General features: G+C 63.6%; 20 protein-coding genes. 6 read left to right on the top strand and 14 right to left on the bottom strand.

The features are described from left to right. Positions 1 to 6: 6 nt before the first annotated feature. From metW to KHO49_RS14690, 6 genes are all read right to left on the bottom strand, one after another. Positions 7 to 627, bottom strand: coding sequence for a methionine biosynthesis protein MetW (metW, locus tag KHO49_RS14715; RefSeq protein ID WP_011064017.1), 621 nt, complete (start codon positions 625 to 627; stop codon positions 7 to 9). A gap of 7 nt (positions 628 to 634) precedes the next feature. After that, positions 635 to 1,774 (bottom strand): homoserine O-succinyltransferase MetX, encoded by a 1,140-nt coding sequence (metX, locus tag KHO49_RS14710; RefSeq protein ID WP_102862082.1) that lies wholly within the window; start codon positions 1,772 to 1,774, stop codon positions 635 to 637. A 163-nt stretch (positions 1,775 to 1,937) separates the two neighbouring features. After that, positions 1,938 to 2,231: a DUF167 domain-containing protein gene (locus KHO49_RS14705; RefSeq protein ID WP_110594334.1), complete on the bottom strand. Its 294-nt coding sequence runs from the start codon at positions 2,229 to 2,231 to the stop codon at positions 1,938 to 1,940. Further along, on the bottom strand, positions 2,231 to 2,818 hold the full coding sequence (locus KHO49_RS14700) for a YggT family protein (protein WP_102862080.1): 588 nt from the start codon (positions 2,816 to 2,818) through the stop codon (positions 2,231 to 2,233). Before KHO49_RS14700 ends, KHO49_RS14705 begins: the two co-directional genes overlap by 1 nt. 24 nt (positions 2,819 to 2,842) lie before the next feature. Beyond that, positions 2,843 to 3,661 (bottom strand): pyrroline-5-carboxylate reductase, encoded by an 819-nt coding sequence (proC, locus tag KHO49_RS14695; RefSeq protein WP_102862079.1) that lies wholly within the window; start codon positions 3,659 to 3,661, stop codon positions 2,843 to 2,845. A 34-nt stretch (positions 3,662 to 3,695) separates the two neighbouring features. Next, positions 3,696 to 4,394: a YggS family pyridoxal phosphate-dependent enzyme gene (locus KHO49_RS14690; protein ID WP_102862078.1), complete on the bottom strand. Its 699-nt coding sequence runs from the start codon at positions 4,392 to 4,394 to the stop codon at positions 3,696 to 3,698. Positions 4,395 to 4,577: 183 nt separating this feature from the next. Here KHO49_RS14690 and KHO49_RS14685 point away from each other — a divergent pair, with 183 nt between their 5' ends. Then, entirely contained in the window at positions 4,578 to 5,612 is a 1,035-nt protein-coding gene (locus KHO49_RS14685) for a type IV pilus twitching motility protein PilT (protein WP_110594336.1), read from the top strand. Positions 5,613 to 5,698: 86 nt separating this feature from the next. Here KHO49_RS14685 and KHO49_RS14680 read toward each other — a convergent pair whose 3' ends face one another. Next, the gene (locus KHO49_RS14680) at positions 5,699 to 6,322 is read right to left on the bottom strand and encodes a C40 family peptidase (RefSeq protein ID WP_102862076.1); all 624 of its coding nucleotides are present in this window, start codon (positions 6,320 to 6,322) and stop codon (positions 5,699 to 5,701) included. Positions 6,323 to 6,573: 251 nt separating this feature from the next. Between KHO49_RS14680 and KHO49_RS14675 the strand changes: the two genes are divergently transcribed. Then, positions 6,574 to 6,993 (top strand): NINE protein, encoded by a 420-nt coding sequence (locus KHO49_RS14675; protein WP_102862075.1) that lies wholly within the window; start codon positions 6,574 to 6,576, stop codon positions 6,991 to 6,993. Between the two features lie 127 nt (positions 6,994 to 7,120). Here the strand turns inward: KHO49_RS14675 and KHO49_RS14670 are convergent, their stop codons facing one another. The 7 genes from KHO49_RS14670 to gshB all read right to left on the bottom strand — a co-directional run bounded on the left by KHO49_RS14670 (position 7,121) and on the right by gshB (position 13,179). Next, a complete protein-coding gene (locus KHO49_RS14670) occupies positions 7,121 to 8,392 on the bottom strand; it encodes a dihydroorotase (protein WP_123389934.1) in 1,272 nt (423 codons plus the stop codon). Next, positions 8,389 to 9,393, bottom strand: coding sequence for an aspartate carbamoyltransferase catalytic subunit (locus tag KHO49_RS14665; protein WP_011064007.1), 1,005 nt, complete (start codon positions 9,391 to 9,393; stop codon positions 8,389 to 8,391). The genes KHO49_RS14670 and KHO49_RS14665 overlap by 4 nt, the downstream gene beginning before the upstream one ends. A 25-nt stretch (positions 9,394 to 9,418) precedes the next feature. After that, on the bottom strand, positions 9,419 to 9,925 hold the full coding sequence (pyrR, locus tag KHO49_RS14660) for a bifunctional pyr operon transcriptional regulator/uracil phosphoribosyltransferase PyrR (protein WP_060841533.1): 507 nt from the start codon (positions 9,923 to 9,925) through the stop codon (positions 9,419 to 9,421). Between the two features lie 116 nt (positions 9,926 to 10,041). Next, positions 10,042 to 10,479 carry a Holliday junction resolvase RuvX gene (ruvX, locus tag KHO49_RS14655; RefSeq protein WP_016964942.1) on the bottom strand — a complete coding sequence of 146 codons (438 nt, stop codon included), beginning with the start codon at positions 10,477 to 10,479 and terminating at the stop codon, positions 10,042 to 10,044. Next, complete coding sequence (locus tag KHO49_RS14650) at positions 10,479 to 11,048, bottom strand: YqgE/AlgH family protein (RefSeq protein ID WP_102862072.1); 570 nt, start codon at positions 11,046 to 11,048, stop codon at positions 10,479 to 10,481. Before KHO49_RS14650 ends, ruvX begins: the two co-directional genes overlap by 1 nt. A gap of 129 nt (positions 11,049 to 11,177) precedes the next feature. Continuing rightward, positions 11,178 to 12,077, bottom strand: a complete 900-nt coding sequence (locus tag KHO49_RS14645; RefSeq protein ID WP_102881163.1) for an energy transducer TonB — start codon at positions 12,075 to 12,077, stop codon at positions 11,178 to 11,180. A gap of 130 nt (positions 12,078 to 12,207) precedes the next feature. After that, positions 12,208 to 13,179, bottom strand: coding sequence for a glutathione synthase (gene gshB, locus KHO49_RS14640; protein ID WP_102881162.1), 972 nt, complete (start codon positions 13,177 to 13,179; stop codon positions 12,208 to 12,210). 236 nt (positions 13,180 to 13,415) lie between these two features. Between gshB and pilG the strand changes: the two genes are divergently transcribed. The 4 genes from pilG (at position 13,416) to KHO49_RS14620 (ending at position 16,997) form a co-directional block, all read left to right on the top strand. After that, positions 13,416 to 13,820, top strand: a complete 405-nt coding sequence (pilG, locus tag KHO49_RS14635) for a twitching motility response regulator PilG (RefSeq protein WP_025131048.1) — start codon at positions 13,416 to 13,418, stop codon at positions 13,818 to 13,820. Between the two features lie 57 nt (positions 13,821 to 13,877). Beyond that, positions 13,878 to 14,243, top strand: a complete 366-nt coding sequence (gene pilH / locus KHO49_RS14630; RefSeq protein ID WP_011064000.1) for a twitching motility response regulator PilH — start codon at positions 13,878 to 13,880, stop codon at positions 14,241 to 14,243. Between the two features lie 10 nt (positions 14,244 to 14,253). Further along, the gene (locus KHO49_RS14625) at positions 14,254 to 14,793 is read left to right on the top strand and encodes a chemotaxis protein CheW (protein WP_102881161.1); all 540 of its coding nucleotides are present in this window, start codon (positions 14,254 to 14,256) and stop codon (positions 14,791 to 14,793) included. Between the two features lie 140 nt (positions 14,794 to 14,933). Beyond that, positions 14,934 to 16,997 carry a methyl-accepting chemotaxis protein gene (locus tag KHO49_RS14620; RefSeq protein WP_102881160.1) on the top strand — a complete coding sequence of 688 codons (2,064 nt, stop codon included), beginning with the start codon at positions 14,934 to 14,936 and terminating at the stop codon, positions 16,995 to 16,997. Positions 16,998 to 17,019 lie beyond the last annotated feature (22 nt).

The raw sequence follows: 17,019 nt of genomic DNA, 5'->3' as shown, positions 1-17,019 counted from the left end.
CGTGGTTTATACCGCGACTTTGTGATCCTGCAGGCCGGGACTGCTGACGCGGTAGATGCCGATCTCTCCCAACAGATTAGGCCATAGCTTACTGGCCCACCCGTGGCGGTGTTGTTGATCGACGGCAAGGCGGTTGATCACCCGGGCTTGCCGCTCGCGGCACAGCTCTTCGAAGTCCTCGAAGGTGCAGAAGTGGATGTTCGGCGTGTTGTACCAGGTGTACGGCAGGAACTCCGAGACCGGCATCCGACCCTTGCTGGCCAGGTACCAGCGGCAGCGCCAGTGGCCGAAGTTGGGGAAAGTGATGATGCACTGGCGGCCGACCCGGAGCATTTCGTCGAGGATCTTGTCCGGGTAGTGCACGGCCTGCAGGGCCTGGGTCATGACCACGATATCGAAGCTGTTGCTGGCGAAGTTGCCCAGACCCTTGTCCAGGTCCTGCTCGATCACGTTGATGCCCTTGGCCACGCACTCGGCAATGTTGTCCGGGTCGTTTTCCAGGCCGTAGCCGGTGACTTGCTTGTGTTCCTGCAGCCAGCTCAGCAGCTCGCCGTTACCGCAGCCCAGGTCGAGGACGCGGCTGCCGGCGGGGATCCATTCCTGGATGATTTCCAGATCGGCTCTCATCGTGTCCTCACAAGGTAATGCGGTTCATGTAGTGACTAAAGGCCTGCAAGTAGCGCGGGATCGGGATCAGGAAGGCGTCGTGCCCCTGGGGTGCGTCGATCTCCAGGTAGCAGACGTCCTTGCGCGCCGCCATCAGCGCGTCCACCAGCTCCCGGGAACGGGCCGGGGAGAAGCGCCAGTCGGTGGTGAAGGACATCACGCAGAACTTGGCGCTGGCGTTGGCGAAGGTCTTGGCCAGGTCGTCGTCGAAGTTCGCCGCCGGGTCGAAATAGTCCAGGGCCTTGGTCATCAGCAGGTAGGTGTTGGCGTCGAAACGCCCGGAAAACTCTTCGCCCTGATAGCGCAGGTAGCTTTCCACCTGGAATTCGACGCTGTGGAAGTCGTAGTTGAGCTTTTCGCTCTTGAGGCCGCGGCCGAATTTCTCGCCCATGGAGTCATCGGACAGGTAGGTGATGTGCCCGACCATGCGCGCCAGCATCAGCCCGCGCTTGGGGATCACGCCTTGTTCCTGGAAGGAACCGCCGTGGAACTCCGGGTCGGTGAGAATCGCCTGGCGTGCCACTTCGTTGAAGGCAATGTTCTGCGCCGAGAGCTTGGGGGCCGAGGCGATGGCTAGGCAGTGCCGTACCCGGTCCGGGTAGGTGATGGTCCATTGCAGGGCCTGCATGCCGCCCAGGCTGCCGCCGATCACCGCCGCCCACTGGGCAATGCCCAGGCGGTCCGCCAGGCGCGCCTGGCTGTGCACCCAGTCTTCCACGGTGAGCACCGGGAAGTCGGCGCCGAACGGCTTGCCGGTTTCCGGATTGAGGCTGCTGGGGCCGGTAGAGCCGTTGCAACCGCCGAGGTTGTTGAGGCTGACCACGAAGAACTTGTTGGTGTCGATCGGCTTGCCGGGACCGATGCAGCTGTCCCACCAACCGGGTTTGCGGTCATCAACGCTGTGGTAGCCGGCGGCGTGGTGATGGCCGGACAGGGCGTGGCAGATCAGCACCGCGTTGCTGGCGCTGGCGTTGAGCTGACCATAGGTTTCGTAGATCAGGTCGTAGGCCGGTAGCGCGCGTCCGCAGGCCAGGGCCAGAGGATCGCTGAAGTGCGCTATTTCTGGCGTGACCAGACCAACAGAATCGGGGGGAAAGGCAGTTGGCATCGACCCTGCTCTCATTTAAATGAGGCGTAAGTCTAAAGACCGCTGCCCCCAGCGGCAAGCAAAGCCCGGGGCTGTATTTGGTTGGAGAAATGGCGGGGTGAGATTCGCTGGCAAGCCAGCGCCTACAGCGGACCTGGGCCGTAGGAGCCGGCTTGCCGAAGAATCAGGCAGGGCGCGCCAGCCCCGGCAGATCCGGCAGCTTCTTCGGCGCTTGCAGGCGCACGCGCTTCTGCCGGTTCAACTCGCCACTGACCAGGCTGACGTGGCTCTTGGGAATGCCGAAAGCCTTGGCCAGGAACGCCATCAAGTGAGCATTGGCCTTGCCCTCCACAGGCGGGGCGGTGAGGCGGATCTTCAGCCGCTCCCCATGCAGGCCAGCGAACTCGTCGTTGCTGGCCTTGGGTTGCAGGTGACAATCGAGAATCAGATCGTCACCGTCCCAGCGGAAGTAGCTCATCAGATCAGCCCGAACAACTCAGGGGGCATGAAGGTGTAGAGCGCCAGGCGCGGAATCAGCCACTGTTGCACCAGCTGGATCACGATGAAGGCCAGGATCGGCGAGATGTCCAGGCCGCCCAGGTTGGGCACGATGCGTCGGAATGGTGCCAGCAGCGGCTCGCTGATCTGGTAGGCCAGTTCTGCGCCCGGGCTCTGGCTGCCAGGAGCGACCCAGGACAGGATCACGCTGATGATCATGGCGAAGAACCAGATCTTCAGGAACAGCGCGAAGATGCCGATCGGCGCCCACAGCAGCAGGCCCAGGGCATTGAAGGAGATTTGGCTGAGGGTCAGGACGATGGCGAACAGCGCCATTTGGACGATCAGGGCCAGGACCAGCGAGGACATGTCGAGCCCGAACATGCTGGGGATCACCCGGCGCAGGGGTTTGAGCAGTGGCTGGGTGGCGCGCACGATGAACTGGCAGATAGGGTTGTAGAAGTTCGCCCGCACCACTTGCAGCATGAAGCGCAGCAGGACCACCAGCAGGTACAGGCTGCCCAGGGTCTGAATCACAAAAATGGCAGCGTCGTTGAGTCCGAACATTATCGATTCCTTTGTAGGGGCGAGTTAACGACCGAGTTGTTCGGCCATTTCGGCCGAGCGGTGCGCGGCGGCACCCAATGCTTTTTCCACCAGGGCTTCAAAGCCGTTGGCCTGGAACGATTTGATCGCGGCTTCCGTGGTGCCGGCTGGCGATGTCACGCGGCGGCGCAGCTCGGCGGCGTCGACGTCACTGGACACTGCCATGTGAGCCGCCCCCAGGGCGGTCTGCAGGGTCAGTTGGGCGGCGGTTTCCCGAGGCAGGCCGAGCTTTTCGCCAGCGGCGGTCATGGCTTCGATCAGCAGGAAGAAATACGCCGGGCCGCTGCCGGACACCGCGGTCACTGCGTCCAGTTGCTGCTCTTGATCCAGCCACAGGGCGATGCCCACGGCGGACAGCAGTTCTTCGGCCTGATGGCGCTGTTCAGGGCTGACCTGGGCGGTGGCATACAGGCCGCTGACGCCCTGGCGCAGCAGCGCCGGGGTGTTGGGCATGCAGCGCACGATCGGTTGCTCGCCGAGCCAGTGGTTCATGCTGGCGCAGGTGATGCCGGCGGCAATGGACACCACCAGCTGCTGCGGCTGCAGGCTCGGGCGCAGGGCTTCGCACACGGCTTTCATGGCCTGGGGTTTGACCGCCAGGACGATCACATCGACGCCGGCGATGGCTTCGGCGTTGTCGGCGAACACCTGGATGCCATGTTCGGCAGCCACCTTGGCCCGGGTTTCGGCGCCGGGGTCACTGGCACGGATCTGTGCCGCCTCAAGGCCTTTGGCCCGCAGGCCACCGATGAGGCTGGCCGCCATGTTGCCGGCGCCGATAAAAGCGATACGAGTCGTGTTCATGACAGGTCCTTATGAGAGGTCAGTGTCAGTCGCATCAGGACTGACTGTAGTCGCGGGCACCAAACAGTGCGGTACCGATCCGCACCCAGGTGGCGCCCTGGGCGATGGCCGCTTCGAGGTCGTGGCTCATGCCCATGGAAAGGGTGTCCAGGGGCAGCTTGAGGTTGTCGCGCAGTTGGTTGTTCAGAGCCTGCACCGCCGCGAAGGCGGCTTCCTGGGCGGCGCGGTCCTCTGTGGGCTCGGGAATCGCCATCAGCCCGCGCAGTTGCAGGCGTGGCAAGGCGCTGATGGCCCTGGCCAGGTCTGGCAGGTCGGCCGGGGTACAGCCGGACTTGCTGGCTTCGCCACTGACATTCACCTGGATGCAGATGTTCAGCGGTGGCAGTTCGGCGGGGCGTTGCTCGGACAGGCGTTGTGCGATTTTCAAGCGATCCACGGAATGCACCCAGGCAAAATGCTCGGCAATGGCGCGAGTCTTGTTCGACTGAATGGGGCCGATGAAGTGCCAACTCAAGGGCAGGTCCGCCAGTTCCTGTTGTTTGCCCAGGGCTTCTTGCAGGTAGTTCTCGCCGAAGTCCCGCAGGCCGGCGGCATAGGCTTCGCGCAGGGCGGCGGCGGGTTTGGTCTTGCTCACGGCCAGCAGCATGACGCTGTCCGGGGCACGCTGTACGGCCTGGCAGGCGCTGCGGATACGCTCGGCTAGCTGGGCAATGTTGTCTGCTATCGTGGACATTCGATTTCTTCTCAAAAGTACCGGCGACCGGGAGCCTGTGACCTTGGCCGCCAACCGCCGCATGAATCCACCAGACCCTGATTGTCGACCGGCCCGAGCATCGCTCAAGGGCCGCGCCGGTCATTGCCCGGCATGGCGGCTGGGTCTGAAGCTCGCGGCATTCTACTGGAATTGGGGGGCACTATGGACATCACCGAACTCCTGACTTTGAGCATCTCCCGGGGCGCTTCCGACCTGCATCTGTCTGCCGGACTGGCGCCGATGCTGCGCATTGATGGCGATATTCGTCCGCTGGACAGCCCGGCCCTGGATGCACAGCAGGTGCTGTCCTTGATGCATGGCCTGATGAGCGAGCCACAGCGGCAGGTGTTCGCCAGCCAGCAGGATCTGGACTTTGCCTACGAACTGCCGGGCGTGGCGCGGTTCCGGGTCAATGCCTTCCAGCACGTCCGGGGAGCGGCTGCAGTGCTGCGCCTGATCCCGTCACGGGTACTGAGCCTGGAGGCGTTGGGACTGGGGCAAGTGTTTCAGCAGATTGCCGAAGCGCCCCGGGGGCTGGTGCTGGTCACCGGGCCCACCGGTAGCGGCAAGTCCACCACCTTGGCGGCGATGATCGATCACCTGAACCAGCATCGGCAGCAGCACATCCTCACCCTCGAAGACCCCATCGAGTTCATTCATCCGCAGAAAAGTTGCCTGATCCACCAGCGCGAAGTGCCGCGTGATACCCGCAGTTTCGCCACCGCCTTGCGTGCGGCGCTGCGGGAGGACCCGGACGTGATCCTGCTGGGAGAGTTGCGCGATCTGGAAAGCATTCGCCTGGCCCTGACCGCCGCCGAAACCGGGCACCTGGTGTTCGCCACCCTGCACACTGCATCCGCGGCCAAGAGCATCGACCGGCTGGTGGACGTGTTTCCGGGGGAGGAAAAGGCCCTGGTGCGCTCGATGCTGGCCGAGTCGTTGCAGGCGGTCATTGCCCAGGTGTTGCTGAAGAAAGTGGGCGGTGGGCGGGTGGCGGCTCACGAAATCATGCTCGGCAATGCGGCGATCCGTAACCTGATTCGCGAGGACAAGGTGGCGCAGATGTATTCGGCGATCCAGACCGGCGGGGCCCAGGGCATGCGCACCCTGGACATGAGCCTCAAGGCATTGCTGGGGCAAGGGCTGATCAGCCGAGAACAGGCGCGGGATCAGGCCCGGATGCCGGAGAGCTTTTGACAGGGCTGGAAATGCATTCGCCGGCAAGCCGGCTCCTACAGGTGGGTGTAGGAGCCGGCTTGCCGGCGAATGGGCGAATCAGCAGATCAGCGCTGCACGACCCGCAGAGGTGCCTGTTCCTTGGGCAGGACCCGCTTGGCAACCACGTAGTGGCTCTGCCAGTAGGGTTTCTTCAGGGTGTCGATGGTCACTGCCTTGCCGCGCCGTGGGGCGTGGATAAAGCGGTCTTCGCCCAGGTAGATGGCGACGTGGTTGACCTTGCGGCTCTTGATGTTGAAGAACAGCAGATCGCCCGGCTTCAGGTCCTTGCGCTCGACCTTCTGCCCGTGGCCGCTGGCCATGGCGTTGGAGGTGCGTGGCAGGTCCACGGCGGCGACGTCATTGAAGGCGTAGCGCACCAGGCCGCTGCAATCGAAGCCTTTACTTGGGCTGCTGCCGCCCCAACGATAGGGGGTGCCCAGCACATTGACCGCACGGCTGAGGACAGTGGTGCTTGGCCGGCCGGCGTTGTTGGCCACCAGCTTGCTGTCGGCCTTGCTCAGGCGGGTGGGGTGCTTGATGGTGGTCTTGTTCTTGGCGGTGACCGTCGAAACATGGGGTTTCGGGGTGTAGCCATTAACGTTGGGAAGTCGTTGCTCACGGTTGGTGGCGTGGGCGGCCAGTGGCATTAATAGGCAAATGGTTAGCCATGTCTTGAAAAATGGTCGCATTAGGCAAGGCTCTTATTTGGTTAGCGCGCAACTTTATAACAGCTTTCAGGTCACTTCCGTGGCCGTTTGTCGATTCAACCTTGGGGTCAACTTCGGCAAAGAGGTGGCAACTTGACGCAGAAAACCGTCAGAAGTCAGGCAGTACAAGGCTTTGGCGGAACAGAAGGTAACATTGTCCACACGTCGAAAGCCTGTAAAAAAGTCACAAAGATTTTAAGAATATTTATCTATCACCTAGCAAGAGGCTCTTAATGAACACCTATCGTCAGGATGCATCCGCCCATGACACCCACAGCAAGGTGATCGGTTACCTGTTGTGGATTCTCGGTTTTACCGGCGCTCACCGCTTCTATTACGGCAAGCCGGTGACCGGGACCATTTGGTTCTTCACCCTTGGTCTATTGGGCATTGGCTGGCTGATCGACTTGTTCCTGATCCCGTCCATGGATCGGGAAGCGGACTTGCGCTTTACCTCTGGTCCCGTGGAATACAGCGTGGCCTGGATTCTGCTGACCTTCCTCGGGGTATTTGGCGTACATCGCATGTACCAGGGCAAATGGTTGAGCGGTGTGCTCTACCTGTTCACCGGTGGTTTGTTCTTCCTGGGGGTGCTGTACGACTTCTGGACCCTGAACGACCAGGTCTCCCTGGAAAACGCCAAACGCCGTTGACCCAGTCAGCGGCGCAGGCAGTGATGGCGTTGCATGTAGCTGTTGCCGCAGGCCGCCATCAGGAGCGGCGGCTCCTTCGGAGCCGTTCGCAGCCTGCGGCAGCGGCTACAGGGCGCCAGCCAGGCAATCAGCCTTGATAGCTGATATGCCCATCCACCAGGGTGTAACGCACCGCGCCCGGCAGGCTATGGCCGAGGAACGGGCAGTTCTCGCCCTTGGACAGCCAGCGCTCGCCGGCCACGGTGGAACTGGCCGGGTCGAACAGCACCAGGTCCGCTGCACCCCCTTCCACCAGCTTGCCCGCCGGCAGGCGCAAGGCCTCGGCAGGACCAGCGCTGAGGCGCGCCAGCAGGGTCGGCAGGTCCAGTAAACCGTCCTGAACCAGGGTCAGGGCCAGTGGCAGCAGCAACTCGACGCTGCTGATGCCGGGCTCGGTGGCCCCGAACGGCGCCAGCTTGGCATCGCGCTCGTGGGGCTGGTGATGGCTGGAGATGGCTTGCACCACCCCGGACTTCACCGCTGCACGCAGGGCATCACGGTCGGCCCGCGAGCGCAGTGGTGGCTGCACGTGATACAGGCTGGAGAAGTCGATCAGCGCCTCATCGGTGAGGATCAGCTGATACAGCGCCACATCGGCGGTCACTGGCAGGCCGCGGGCCTGGGCCTGGGCAATCAGCTCAACGCCCCGGGCGCTGGTCAGCTGGCTGAAGTGAGCGCGCACGCCGCTTTGTTCCACCAGCAGCAGGTCCCGGGCCAGGGCCACGGTTTCCGCGCTTTCCGGGATGCCCGGCAAACCGAGGAAGCTGGCGGTAGCACCTTCATGGGCCAGGCCGCCTTCGGCCAGGTCGCGGTCCTGGGAGTGGAAGATCACCGTCAGGTCGAAGGTGGCGGCGTATTCCAGGGCGCGGCACAGGGTGCGGGTGCTGCGGAAGCCTTCCAGGCCATTGCCGAAGGCCACGCAGCCGGCGTCACGCAGGGCAATCAACTCGGCCAACTGTTCGCCTTCCAGTCCCTTGCTCAGAGCCCCGATCGGGAAGACTTTGCTGTTGCCGGCTTCCCGGGCGCGGTCGAGGATCAGTTCGGCCACGGCCGAGGTATCCAGTACCGGTTTGGTGTGCGGCGGGCAGCACAGGCTGGTGACGCCACCGGCCGCGGCGGCGCGGGTTTCGCTGGCAATGCTGCCTTTGCGGCTGTAGCCCGGCTCGCGCAGGGCCACGCTCAGGTCCACCAGGCCGGGCGCGGCCACCAGGCCCTTGGCGTCGATGATAGTGACGGCATTGAAACCATTGGGTGCGGCGCCGATGGCGACTATCTTGCCGGCTTCCAGATGCAGATCAGTGGTTTGATCCAGGCCGCTGCTTGGATCGATGACGCGGGCGCCGAGAATGCTGAGCTTCACTGGGCGTTCTCCTGCTCGAATTGTCGCTGGGCGGTCTGCCCGCTCATGGCCATGGACAGTACCGCCATGCGCACTGCAATGCCGTAGGTCACCTGATTGAGGATCACCGAGTGCGGACCGTCGGCCACCGCCGATTCGATCTCCACACCGCGGTTGATCGGGCCTGGGTGCATGACGATGGCGTCGGGCTTGGCCCCGGCCAGACGTGCGGTGGTCAGGCCGAACAGGCGGTAGAACTCGCCTTCGCTGGGCAGCAGGCCGCCCTGCATGCGTTCACGCTGCAGGCGCAACATGATCACCACGTCCACGTCTTTCAGGCCTTCGGTCATGTCGGTGTAGACCTTGACCCCGTACTGCTCGATGCCGATCGGCAGCAGGGTTTTCGGTGCGATCACGCGGATGTCCGGGCAGCCGAGGGTCTTGAGCGCCAGCATGTTCGAGCGGGCTACCCGCGAGTGCAGGATGTCGCCGACGATGGCCACCGAGAGGTTCTCGAAGCCGCCCTTGTGCCGGCGGATGGTCAGCATGTCGAGCATGCCCTGGGTCGGGTGGGCGTGACGGCCGTCGCCGCCGTTGATGATCGCCACTTGCGGGCACACGTGTTCGGCGATGAAGTGCGCGGCGCCGGAGTCGCCGTGGCGTACCACGAACATGTCGGCGGCCATGGCTTCCAGGTTGCGCAGGGTGTCCAGCAGGGTTTCACCCTTGCTCGCCGAGGAGGTCGAGACATTCAGGGTGATCACGTCCGCCGACAGCCGCTGGGCCGCCAGTTCGAAGGTGGTGCGGGTACGGGTGGAGTTCTCGAAGAACACGTTGCACACGGTCTTGCCGCGCAGCAGCGGGACTTTCTTGACCGCCCGGGCGCCGACTTCGAGGAAGGAGTCGGCGGTGTCGAGGATTTCTGTCAGCAGCTCGCGGTTCAGGCCGTCGAGGGACAGGAAATGGCGCAGCTGGCCCTGATCGTTGAGCTGCAGCGGGCGCTTGGCGTCTAGAGGCGTCATCGCAATGGACTCTTAAAAGGGCGAGTTAGAGGGCGAGGTCTTGGAGCTCGAGTTGAAGCGGCGCAGGACCGGACAATTTTACCCGCTCGTGGGCGGCCAGCGACAGGGTCGCGCCCACCACATTCGGACGAATCGGCAGCTCGGCGGCGTTCAGGTCCAGCAGGCAGACCAGGGTCACGCTGGCTGGACGGCCATAGTCGAACAGCTCGTTGAGGGCGGCGCGGATGGTCCGGCCGCTCATCAGCACGTCATCGATCAGCACCAGATGCTGGCCTTCGATCTCGAACGGCAGTTCCGAGGGGCGAACTTGCGGGTGCAGGCCGTTCTGGCTGAAGTCGTCGCGGTAGAAGGACACATCCAGGGTGCCCAGGGGTGCGTCGCTGCCCAGGGCTTCCAACAGGGCCTGGGCCACCCACACGCCACCGGTACGGATACCGATGAAGCGCGGCTCGCTGATGGCGCGCTGGGCCAGGTGGGCGTTGAGATCAGTGGCCATCTGGCTGATCAGGGCGGCGGGATTGGGCAGGCTCATGGTGGCTCCTTCGTGGGCTCGCGCCTGCTGCCGGGCAGCAGGGCACGGGAACTTACGGCTGGTGTTGGGCCAGGAGGCGCGCAGCCTTGGGCCGCGCATCTTCAGGATTCGGGATCTCAGGTATTCAACAGCGTGGCGTTTTCGTCGAGCCAGCCCTGCAGCAGCAGGGCTGCGGCGATGGCGTCTACCGGGTTGTCGCGGTAACTGCCTTTCTGCCCGCCCCGGGCCAGGCGTTCGCCCTTGGCCTCGAAGGTGGTCAGGCGTTCATCGTGGGTATAGAAGGGCACATTGAAGCGGCCGTTCAGGCGCCGGGCGAACTTCTCGGCGCGCACGCACATGTCGCTGGGGCTGCCGTCCATGTTCAGGGGCAGGCCCACCACCACGGCGTCGGGTTTCCATTCCTTGATCAGGGCTTCCACCTGATTCCAGTCCGGCACGCCGTTCTGCGCCTTCAAGGTGCACAGCTCCCGGGCCTGGCCGGTGATGGCCTGGCCGACGGCGACGCCGATCTGCTTGGTGCCGTAGTCGAAGCCCAGGATCAGTCGCAAGGCCATCAGGCGTGCCCCGCCTGGCTGGTGAGCAGGCTGAGGTTGACCCCCAGGTGCCGGGCGGCGGCTTCCAGGCGCAATTCGCTGCTGGTGTTGAACAGGATGTCGGCGTCGAAGGGACAGGTCAGCCAGGCGTTGTCCGCCAGTTCGGCTTCCAGCTGCCCGGCTTCCCAGCCGGCATAGCCCAGGGCGATCAGGCTCTTGGCCGGGCCCACGCCGTCGGCAATGGCGAACAGCACATCCTGGGAGGTGGACAGGGACAGCCCTTCGAATTCCACCGTGGCCTGATAGATCGGGCCGTTGGGGTGCAGGACAAAACCGCGATCAGTCTGCACCGGGCCGCCGCTGAAGATCGGCACATGCTGGCACAGCAGCGACGGTTCTTCGTCGGGGCGCAATTGTTCGAGGATATCGGCCAGGCTCAGGTCCAGGGGCCGATTGATCACCAGGCCCATGGCGCCGCTGGCATTGTGCTCGACGATATAGGTCAACGTCTGGGCAAAATTCGGGTCGGCCATATGGGGCATGGCGATCAGGAAGTGATGCTTGAGATAGCTGGGGCTGACATTTTTCATGAGCGCTAGTGTGGCGGTGGCGGGCCCGGCTGACAAGCGCGCCCTGTGCAGGAGCTGGCTTGCCAGCGAAGGCGTCATTGGGATTTGCGCCGCTCTGTCGGGCCTCTTCGAGGTCGCAGGGGCGAAAGATCAGTTGCTGGACAGTTTGTCGCCCCGGGCGAAGCGCCAGGTGCGGATGATTTCCAGGCGGTCGATGTCCGACAGGTCGCCGGTAAAGGGGGCGAACGGCGCCGCCAGGCGCACGATGCGTTGGGCGGCCTGGTCCAGCAGCGGCTGGCCGGAGGACTCCAGCACCAGCACTTCGTACAGGGAACCGTCGCGGTTGATCGAGACCATCAGCCGCAAGTTGCCGTAGATCTGCTTGCGCCGGGCTTCCTCGGGGTAGTTGAGGTTGCCGATGCGCTCGACCTTCTTGCGCCACTCGTCCTTATACCAGGCGCCCTTGTCGCGCATGGTGGAGGCGGCGCTCAGGCGGTGGATGCGTGGGCGCTTGGCGTACAGTTGCTGTTCGTTGGCCAGTTCGGCTTCCAGGCTGGAAATCTCGCTGGACAGTTGGGCGCTGTCGAAACGCGGGGTATCGGCCTTTGGCGTCGGGTCTTTCTTGACCTCTTCACGCTGGGTCACGGTCTTTTTCGGCTTCGGCGCGGTGGTGGCCACGGCCGCTTTGGGCGCGACTTCCTTGACTTCAGGTTTGACTGACGGTGGCGGCACGACCTTTTTCACCGAGTTGTCCTGAAAGGGGGCGACTTCGGTGGTTTTCGGAATGGCCTTCTTGTCCAGGGTGCCGCTGCCTTCCTGGTTTTCCTGGGCGAGGAAGTCGGCCTTCTTCGGCTTGGTCTCGCTCTTGAAGGTGGCCAGGGTGATTTCCAGGGTCTTGCTGATCGCCTTGGGTTCGGCAAAGGAAAAGCCCAGGCCGAGGATCAGTGCCAGGTGCAGGAGCGCCGCCAGGAACAGGGTAAATCCCAGGCGATCGGCCGCGCGCACGCCGCTATGGGCCAGCTCGGGGGGCAGATCGGACGGGAGGTTCATCGACGGTTCGACATCACAGGAGGCATCACACAACCAACATCACGGTTTCACAGGCGGCGCATGATAACGCAATGTTGGTTTCAAGCCTTGAGTGCCAAGCTTCAAGCGACAAGCTGCAGCTTGATGCAGATCAAGCTTGCGGCTTGTTGCTGGCGGCTTGCAGTTTGCGTTCGATGGCATCCATCAGCCGCGCGCCGATCTGGGTGCCGAAGGCATTGTCGATTTCACGGATGCAGGTGGGGCTGGTGACGTTGATTTCCGTCAGGTGCTCGCCGATCACGTCGAGGCCGACGAACAGCAGGCCCTTGGCCCGCAGGGTCGGGCCGACCTGAGCGGCAATCCAGCGATCCTTGTCGCTCAGTGGACGGGCCTCGCCACGACCGCCGGCGGCCAGGTTGCCACGGGTTTCACCGGCGGCGGGGATGCGCGCCAGGCAGTAATCCACCGGCTCGCCATCGATCATCAGGATGCGCTTGTCGCCGTCCTTGATGGCCGGCAGGTAGGCCTGGGCCATGATCTGCTGGCTGCCGAGCACGGTCAGGGTTTCCAGGATCACCGACAGGTTCGGGTCGCCGGCGCGGTGACGGAAGATCGAGGTGCCGCCCATGCCGTCCAGGGGCTTGAGAATCACATCGCCATGCTGGGCGGCGAACTCGCGCAATACATCGGCGCGACGGCTGACCACGGTGGGCGGGGTGCACTGGGGAAACAGGGTGGCAAACAGCTTTTCATTGCAGTCGCGCAGGCTCTGGGGCTTGTTCACCACCAGCACGCCGGCGCTTTCGGCCTGTTCCAGCAGGTAGGTGGAGTAGACGAATTCCATGTCGAAGGGCGGGTCCTTGCGCATCAGGATCACGTCCAGATCGCTCAGCGGGCAGTCGATCTCGGCGTCCAGCTCGAACCATTTCTCCGGGTTGGCGAACACCTGCAGCGGCCGCATGCGCGCCCGGGCCACGCCGGCGCCCTGGTACAGATCGCGCTGCTCCATATAGAAGAGGGTCCAGCCGCGCTCCTGGGCGGCCAGCAGCATGGCCAGCGAGCTGTCCTTCTTGTAGGAGATGCTGGCGATAGGGTCCATGACAATCCCGACGCGAACGCTCATGGGTGGATTCCTTTAAGAAAATGAGTGGATGCAAGGCAAAAAAAGTGGCGTCAGAGTGGCGCTGACAAGGGCCTGGGTCAAGGAAAAACCACTGCCTGGCGTGGTCCATAGATTGCAGGGGGGAGAGTGTGCTAAAAAGGCTCGCATGCCGGGCCGAGGCCTTGAAGTTCAAGGGTTTGGGGCGTTGGCCAGCGGTACCGGATCAAATCATTCGCTGGGGCGATGGCAGAGCAGATATGGAACAGCATTCCAACGCCTTGAAGGTGATGGTGATCGACGATTCGAAGACGATTCGCCGCACGGCCGAAATGCTGCTGAAGAACGTCGGCTGTGAAGTCATTACCGCAGTGGACGGCTTCGAAGCGCTGTCGAAGATCGTCGACCACCACCCCGGAATCATTTTCGTCGACATCATGATGCCGCGGCTCGACGGTTATCAGACCTGTGCGCTGGTGAAGAACCACAGCGCGTTCAAGTCCATTCCCGTGATCATGCTGTCCTCCAAGGACGGCCTGTTCGACAAGGCCAAGGGGCGCATCGTCGGCTCCGACCAGTTTTTGACCAAACCCTTCAGCAAGGAAGAACTGCTGAGCGCAATCAAGGCCCACGTTCCGGACTTTGTCGCGCTTGCGCCACAGTAGACACGCACAATGGTGTCCGGCCCGCGGGCCGCGCGCCTATACCGTATGGGGAAGACCATGGCTCGTATTCTGATCGTCGATGACTCGCCGACTGAAATGTACAAACTCACCGGCATGCTGGAAAAGCACGGCCATGAAGTGCTCAAGGCCGAGAACGGTGCCGACGGCGTGGCCCTGGCCCGGGAAGAAAAACCCGATGCGGTGCTGATGGACATCGTCATGCCCGGCCTCAACGGCTTCCAGGCCACCCGGCAGTTGACCAAGGACGCCGAGACCAGCCACATCCCGGTGATCATCATCACCACCAAGGATCAGGAAACCGACAAGGTCTGGGGCACCCGCCAGGGCGCCAAGGACTACCTGACCAAGCCGGTGGACGAAGAGACCCTGATCAAGACCCTGAACAACGTCCTGGCCGGCTGATCGCCCGGCCATGAGCGAATCCCAGACCGCCTTCGAGCTGCTGCTGGAGATCGACCAGCGCTGCCGCCTGCTGGCTGCCGACTTGCCGTCCCAGGAAACCCGCCAGCACAGCTGGAGCGGTATCGGTTTCCGCCTGGGAGAGCACTGGTACGTCGCGGCCATGGGCGAGATCAGCGAAGTCCTGCACGAGCCGCGCTACACCCTGCTGCCCGGGGTCAAACCCTGGGTCAAGGGCGTGGCCAACCTGCGTGGGCGCCTGCTGCCGATCATGGACCTGTGCGGTTTTTTCGGTCATGAACTGTCGCCCCTGCGCAAGCAGCGGCGAGTGCTGGTGGTGGAGTACAAAGAGCTGTTCGCCGGCCTGCTGGTGGATGAGGTGGCCGGCCTGCAGCACTTTGCCCAGGACAGCCTGGAGCCCGGCCTTGGCGGATTCTGCGACGCCGCGATCAATCCCTACCTGCAAGGGCAGTTCCGTCGTGATCAGGTCTGGCAGGTGTTCAGCCCCTTCGCCCTGGCCCGTTCTCCCGGGTTCCTGGAGGTGGCGGCATGAATGACGCCCCGACGGCTGTGCAGCCCGTTTGCAGTGCCATGGCAGGCCCGTGCCTTCCTGGATCAATCCATGCTGCCCTGGCGATGCGTGCGTCCCGGGGACCCGAACGCGGGACCGCCCGCTCGCCACAGGCCTGATCGATGACCAAAGCCAAAACCGGCAAGCCCCTGGAGGGCTCCCGCAGTCGCTCGCAGATCATCGTGCTGTTCATCGCACTGATCGTGTTCATCATGCTGCTGTTCGCCAACTTCGCTTACCTCAATACCCAGGCCACCTACGACAAGCAGTACATCGGCCATGCTGGCGAGCTGCGGGTGCTGTCCCAGCGCATCGCCAAGAACGCCACCGAAGCGGCGGCGGGCAAGGCCGCGGCGTTCAAGCTGCTGGGGGATGCACGCAACGACTTTGCCCAGCGCTGGGGCTATCTGAAGAAGGGCGACCCGGCCACCGGCCTGCCCGGGGCCCCGGTGGCCCTGCGCCAGGAAATGCGCGCCGTGCAGCTGGACTGGGAAAAACTGCTGAAGAACACCGACGCGATCCTGGCCAGCGAACAGACGGTGTTGTCGCTGCACCAGGTGGCCGCGACCCTGGCGGAAACCGTGCCGCAGTTGCAGGTGGAATACGAGAAGGTGGTGGAGATCCTGCTCCAGCGCGGCGCCCCGGCAGCCCAGGTGGCTATGGCCCAGCGCCAGTCGTTGTTGGCCGAACGGATTCTCGGTGCGGTGAATACGGTGCTGGCCGGCGACGAAAACGCCGTGCAGGCCGCCGATGCATTCGGCCGCGATGCCGCACGATTCGGCCAGGTGCTCAACGGCATGCTGCAAGGCAACCCGGGGCTGAAGATCAGCCAGGTCGAAGACCTCGACGCCCGGTCCCGCCTGACGGAGATTTCCGAACTGTTCGAGTTCGTTTCCGGTTCCGTGGACGAGATCCTCGAAACCTCGCCCGAGCTGTTCCAGGTCCGCGAATCGGCGAGCAACATCTTCAGCCTGTCCCAGACCCTGCTGGACGAAGCCTCGCTGCTGGCCACCGGCTTCGAGAACCTGGCCGGCAGTCGCAAGCTGGACACCATCGGCGGTTATGTCCTGGGCCTGCTGGCACTGGCGTCGATCATCCTCATCGGCCTGGTGATGGTCCGCGAAACCAACCGCCAGTTGCTGGAAACCGCCGAGAAGAACGAGCGCAACCAGAACGCGATCATGCGTCTGCTGGATGAGATCGAGGACCTGGCGGACGGCGACCTGACGGTGACCGCTTCGGTGACCGAGGACTTCACCGGCACCATTGCCGATTCCATCAACTATTCCGTCGACCAACTGCGCGACCTGGTGGCCACCATCAACCTCACGGCGGGTCAGGTGGCCGGCGCGGTGCAGGAAACCCAGGCCACCGCCATGCAGCTGGCGGAAGCCTCGGAGCATCAGGCGCAGCAGATTTGCGAAGCCTCCACGGCGATCAACGACATCGCCCAGTCCATCGATCAGGTCTCGGCCACCGCGGCGGAGTCCTCGGCGGTGGCCGAGCGCTCGGTGGAGATCGCCAACAAGGGCAACGAAGTGGTGCACAACACCATCCACGGCATGGACAACATTCGTGAACAGATCCAGGACACCGCCAAGCGCATCAAGCGCCTGGGTGAGTCTTCCCAGGAAATCGGCGATATCGTCAGCCTGATCGACGACATTGCCGACCAGACCAACATCCTGGCCTTGAACGCGGCGATCCAGGCCTCCATGGCCGGGGATGCCGGGCGCGGTTTTGCCGTGGTGGCCGATGAAGTGCAGCGGCTGGCGGAGCGCTCCTCGGCGGCCACGCGACAGATCGAGACCCTGGTGCGGGCGATCCAGACCGATACCAACGAAGCGGTGATCTCCATGGAGCAGACCACCACCGAAGTGGTGCGCGGTGCGCGCCTGGCCCAGGACGCCGGGGTGGCCCTGGAAGAAATCGAGGGCGTATCCAGGACCCTGGCGGCGCTGATCCAGAGCATCTCCAATGCGGCCCAGCAACAGACCTCCTCGGCCGGTCAGATTTCCCTGACCATGAACGTGATCCAGCAGATCACCTCGCAAACCTCGTCCGGCTCCACTGCGACCGCCGAGAGCATCGGCAACCTGGCGAAGATGGCCAGCCAACTGCGCCGCTCTGTATCCGGCTTTACCCTGCCGGCGACCCGGGGACCGGCCCCGAATGACAACCGCTGACGCTGGGAACCCGTTTGCGATC

It is taken from the genome of Pseudomonas sp. RC4D1, from assembly GCF_018390395.1.
In the GTDB taxonomy this organism is placed as follows: Bacteria; Pseudomonadota; Gammaproteobacteria; order Pseudomonadales; family Pseudomonadaceae; genus Aquipseudomonas; species Aquipseudomonas danubii.
Note: the sequence above shows the minus strand (reverse complement) of the source record. Positions and strands in the feature narration are given on the sequence as shown.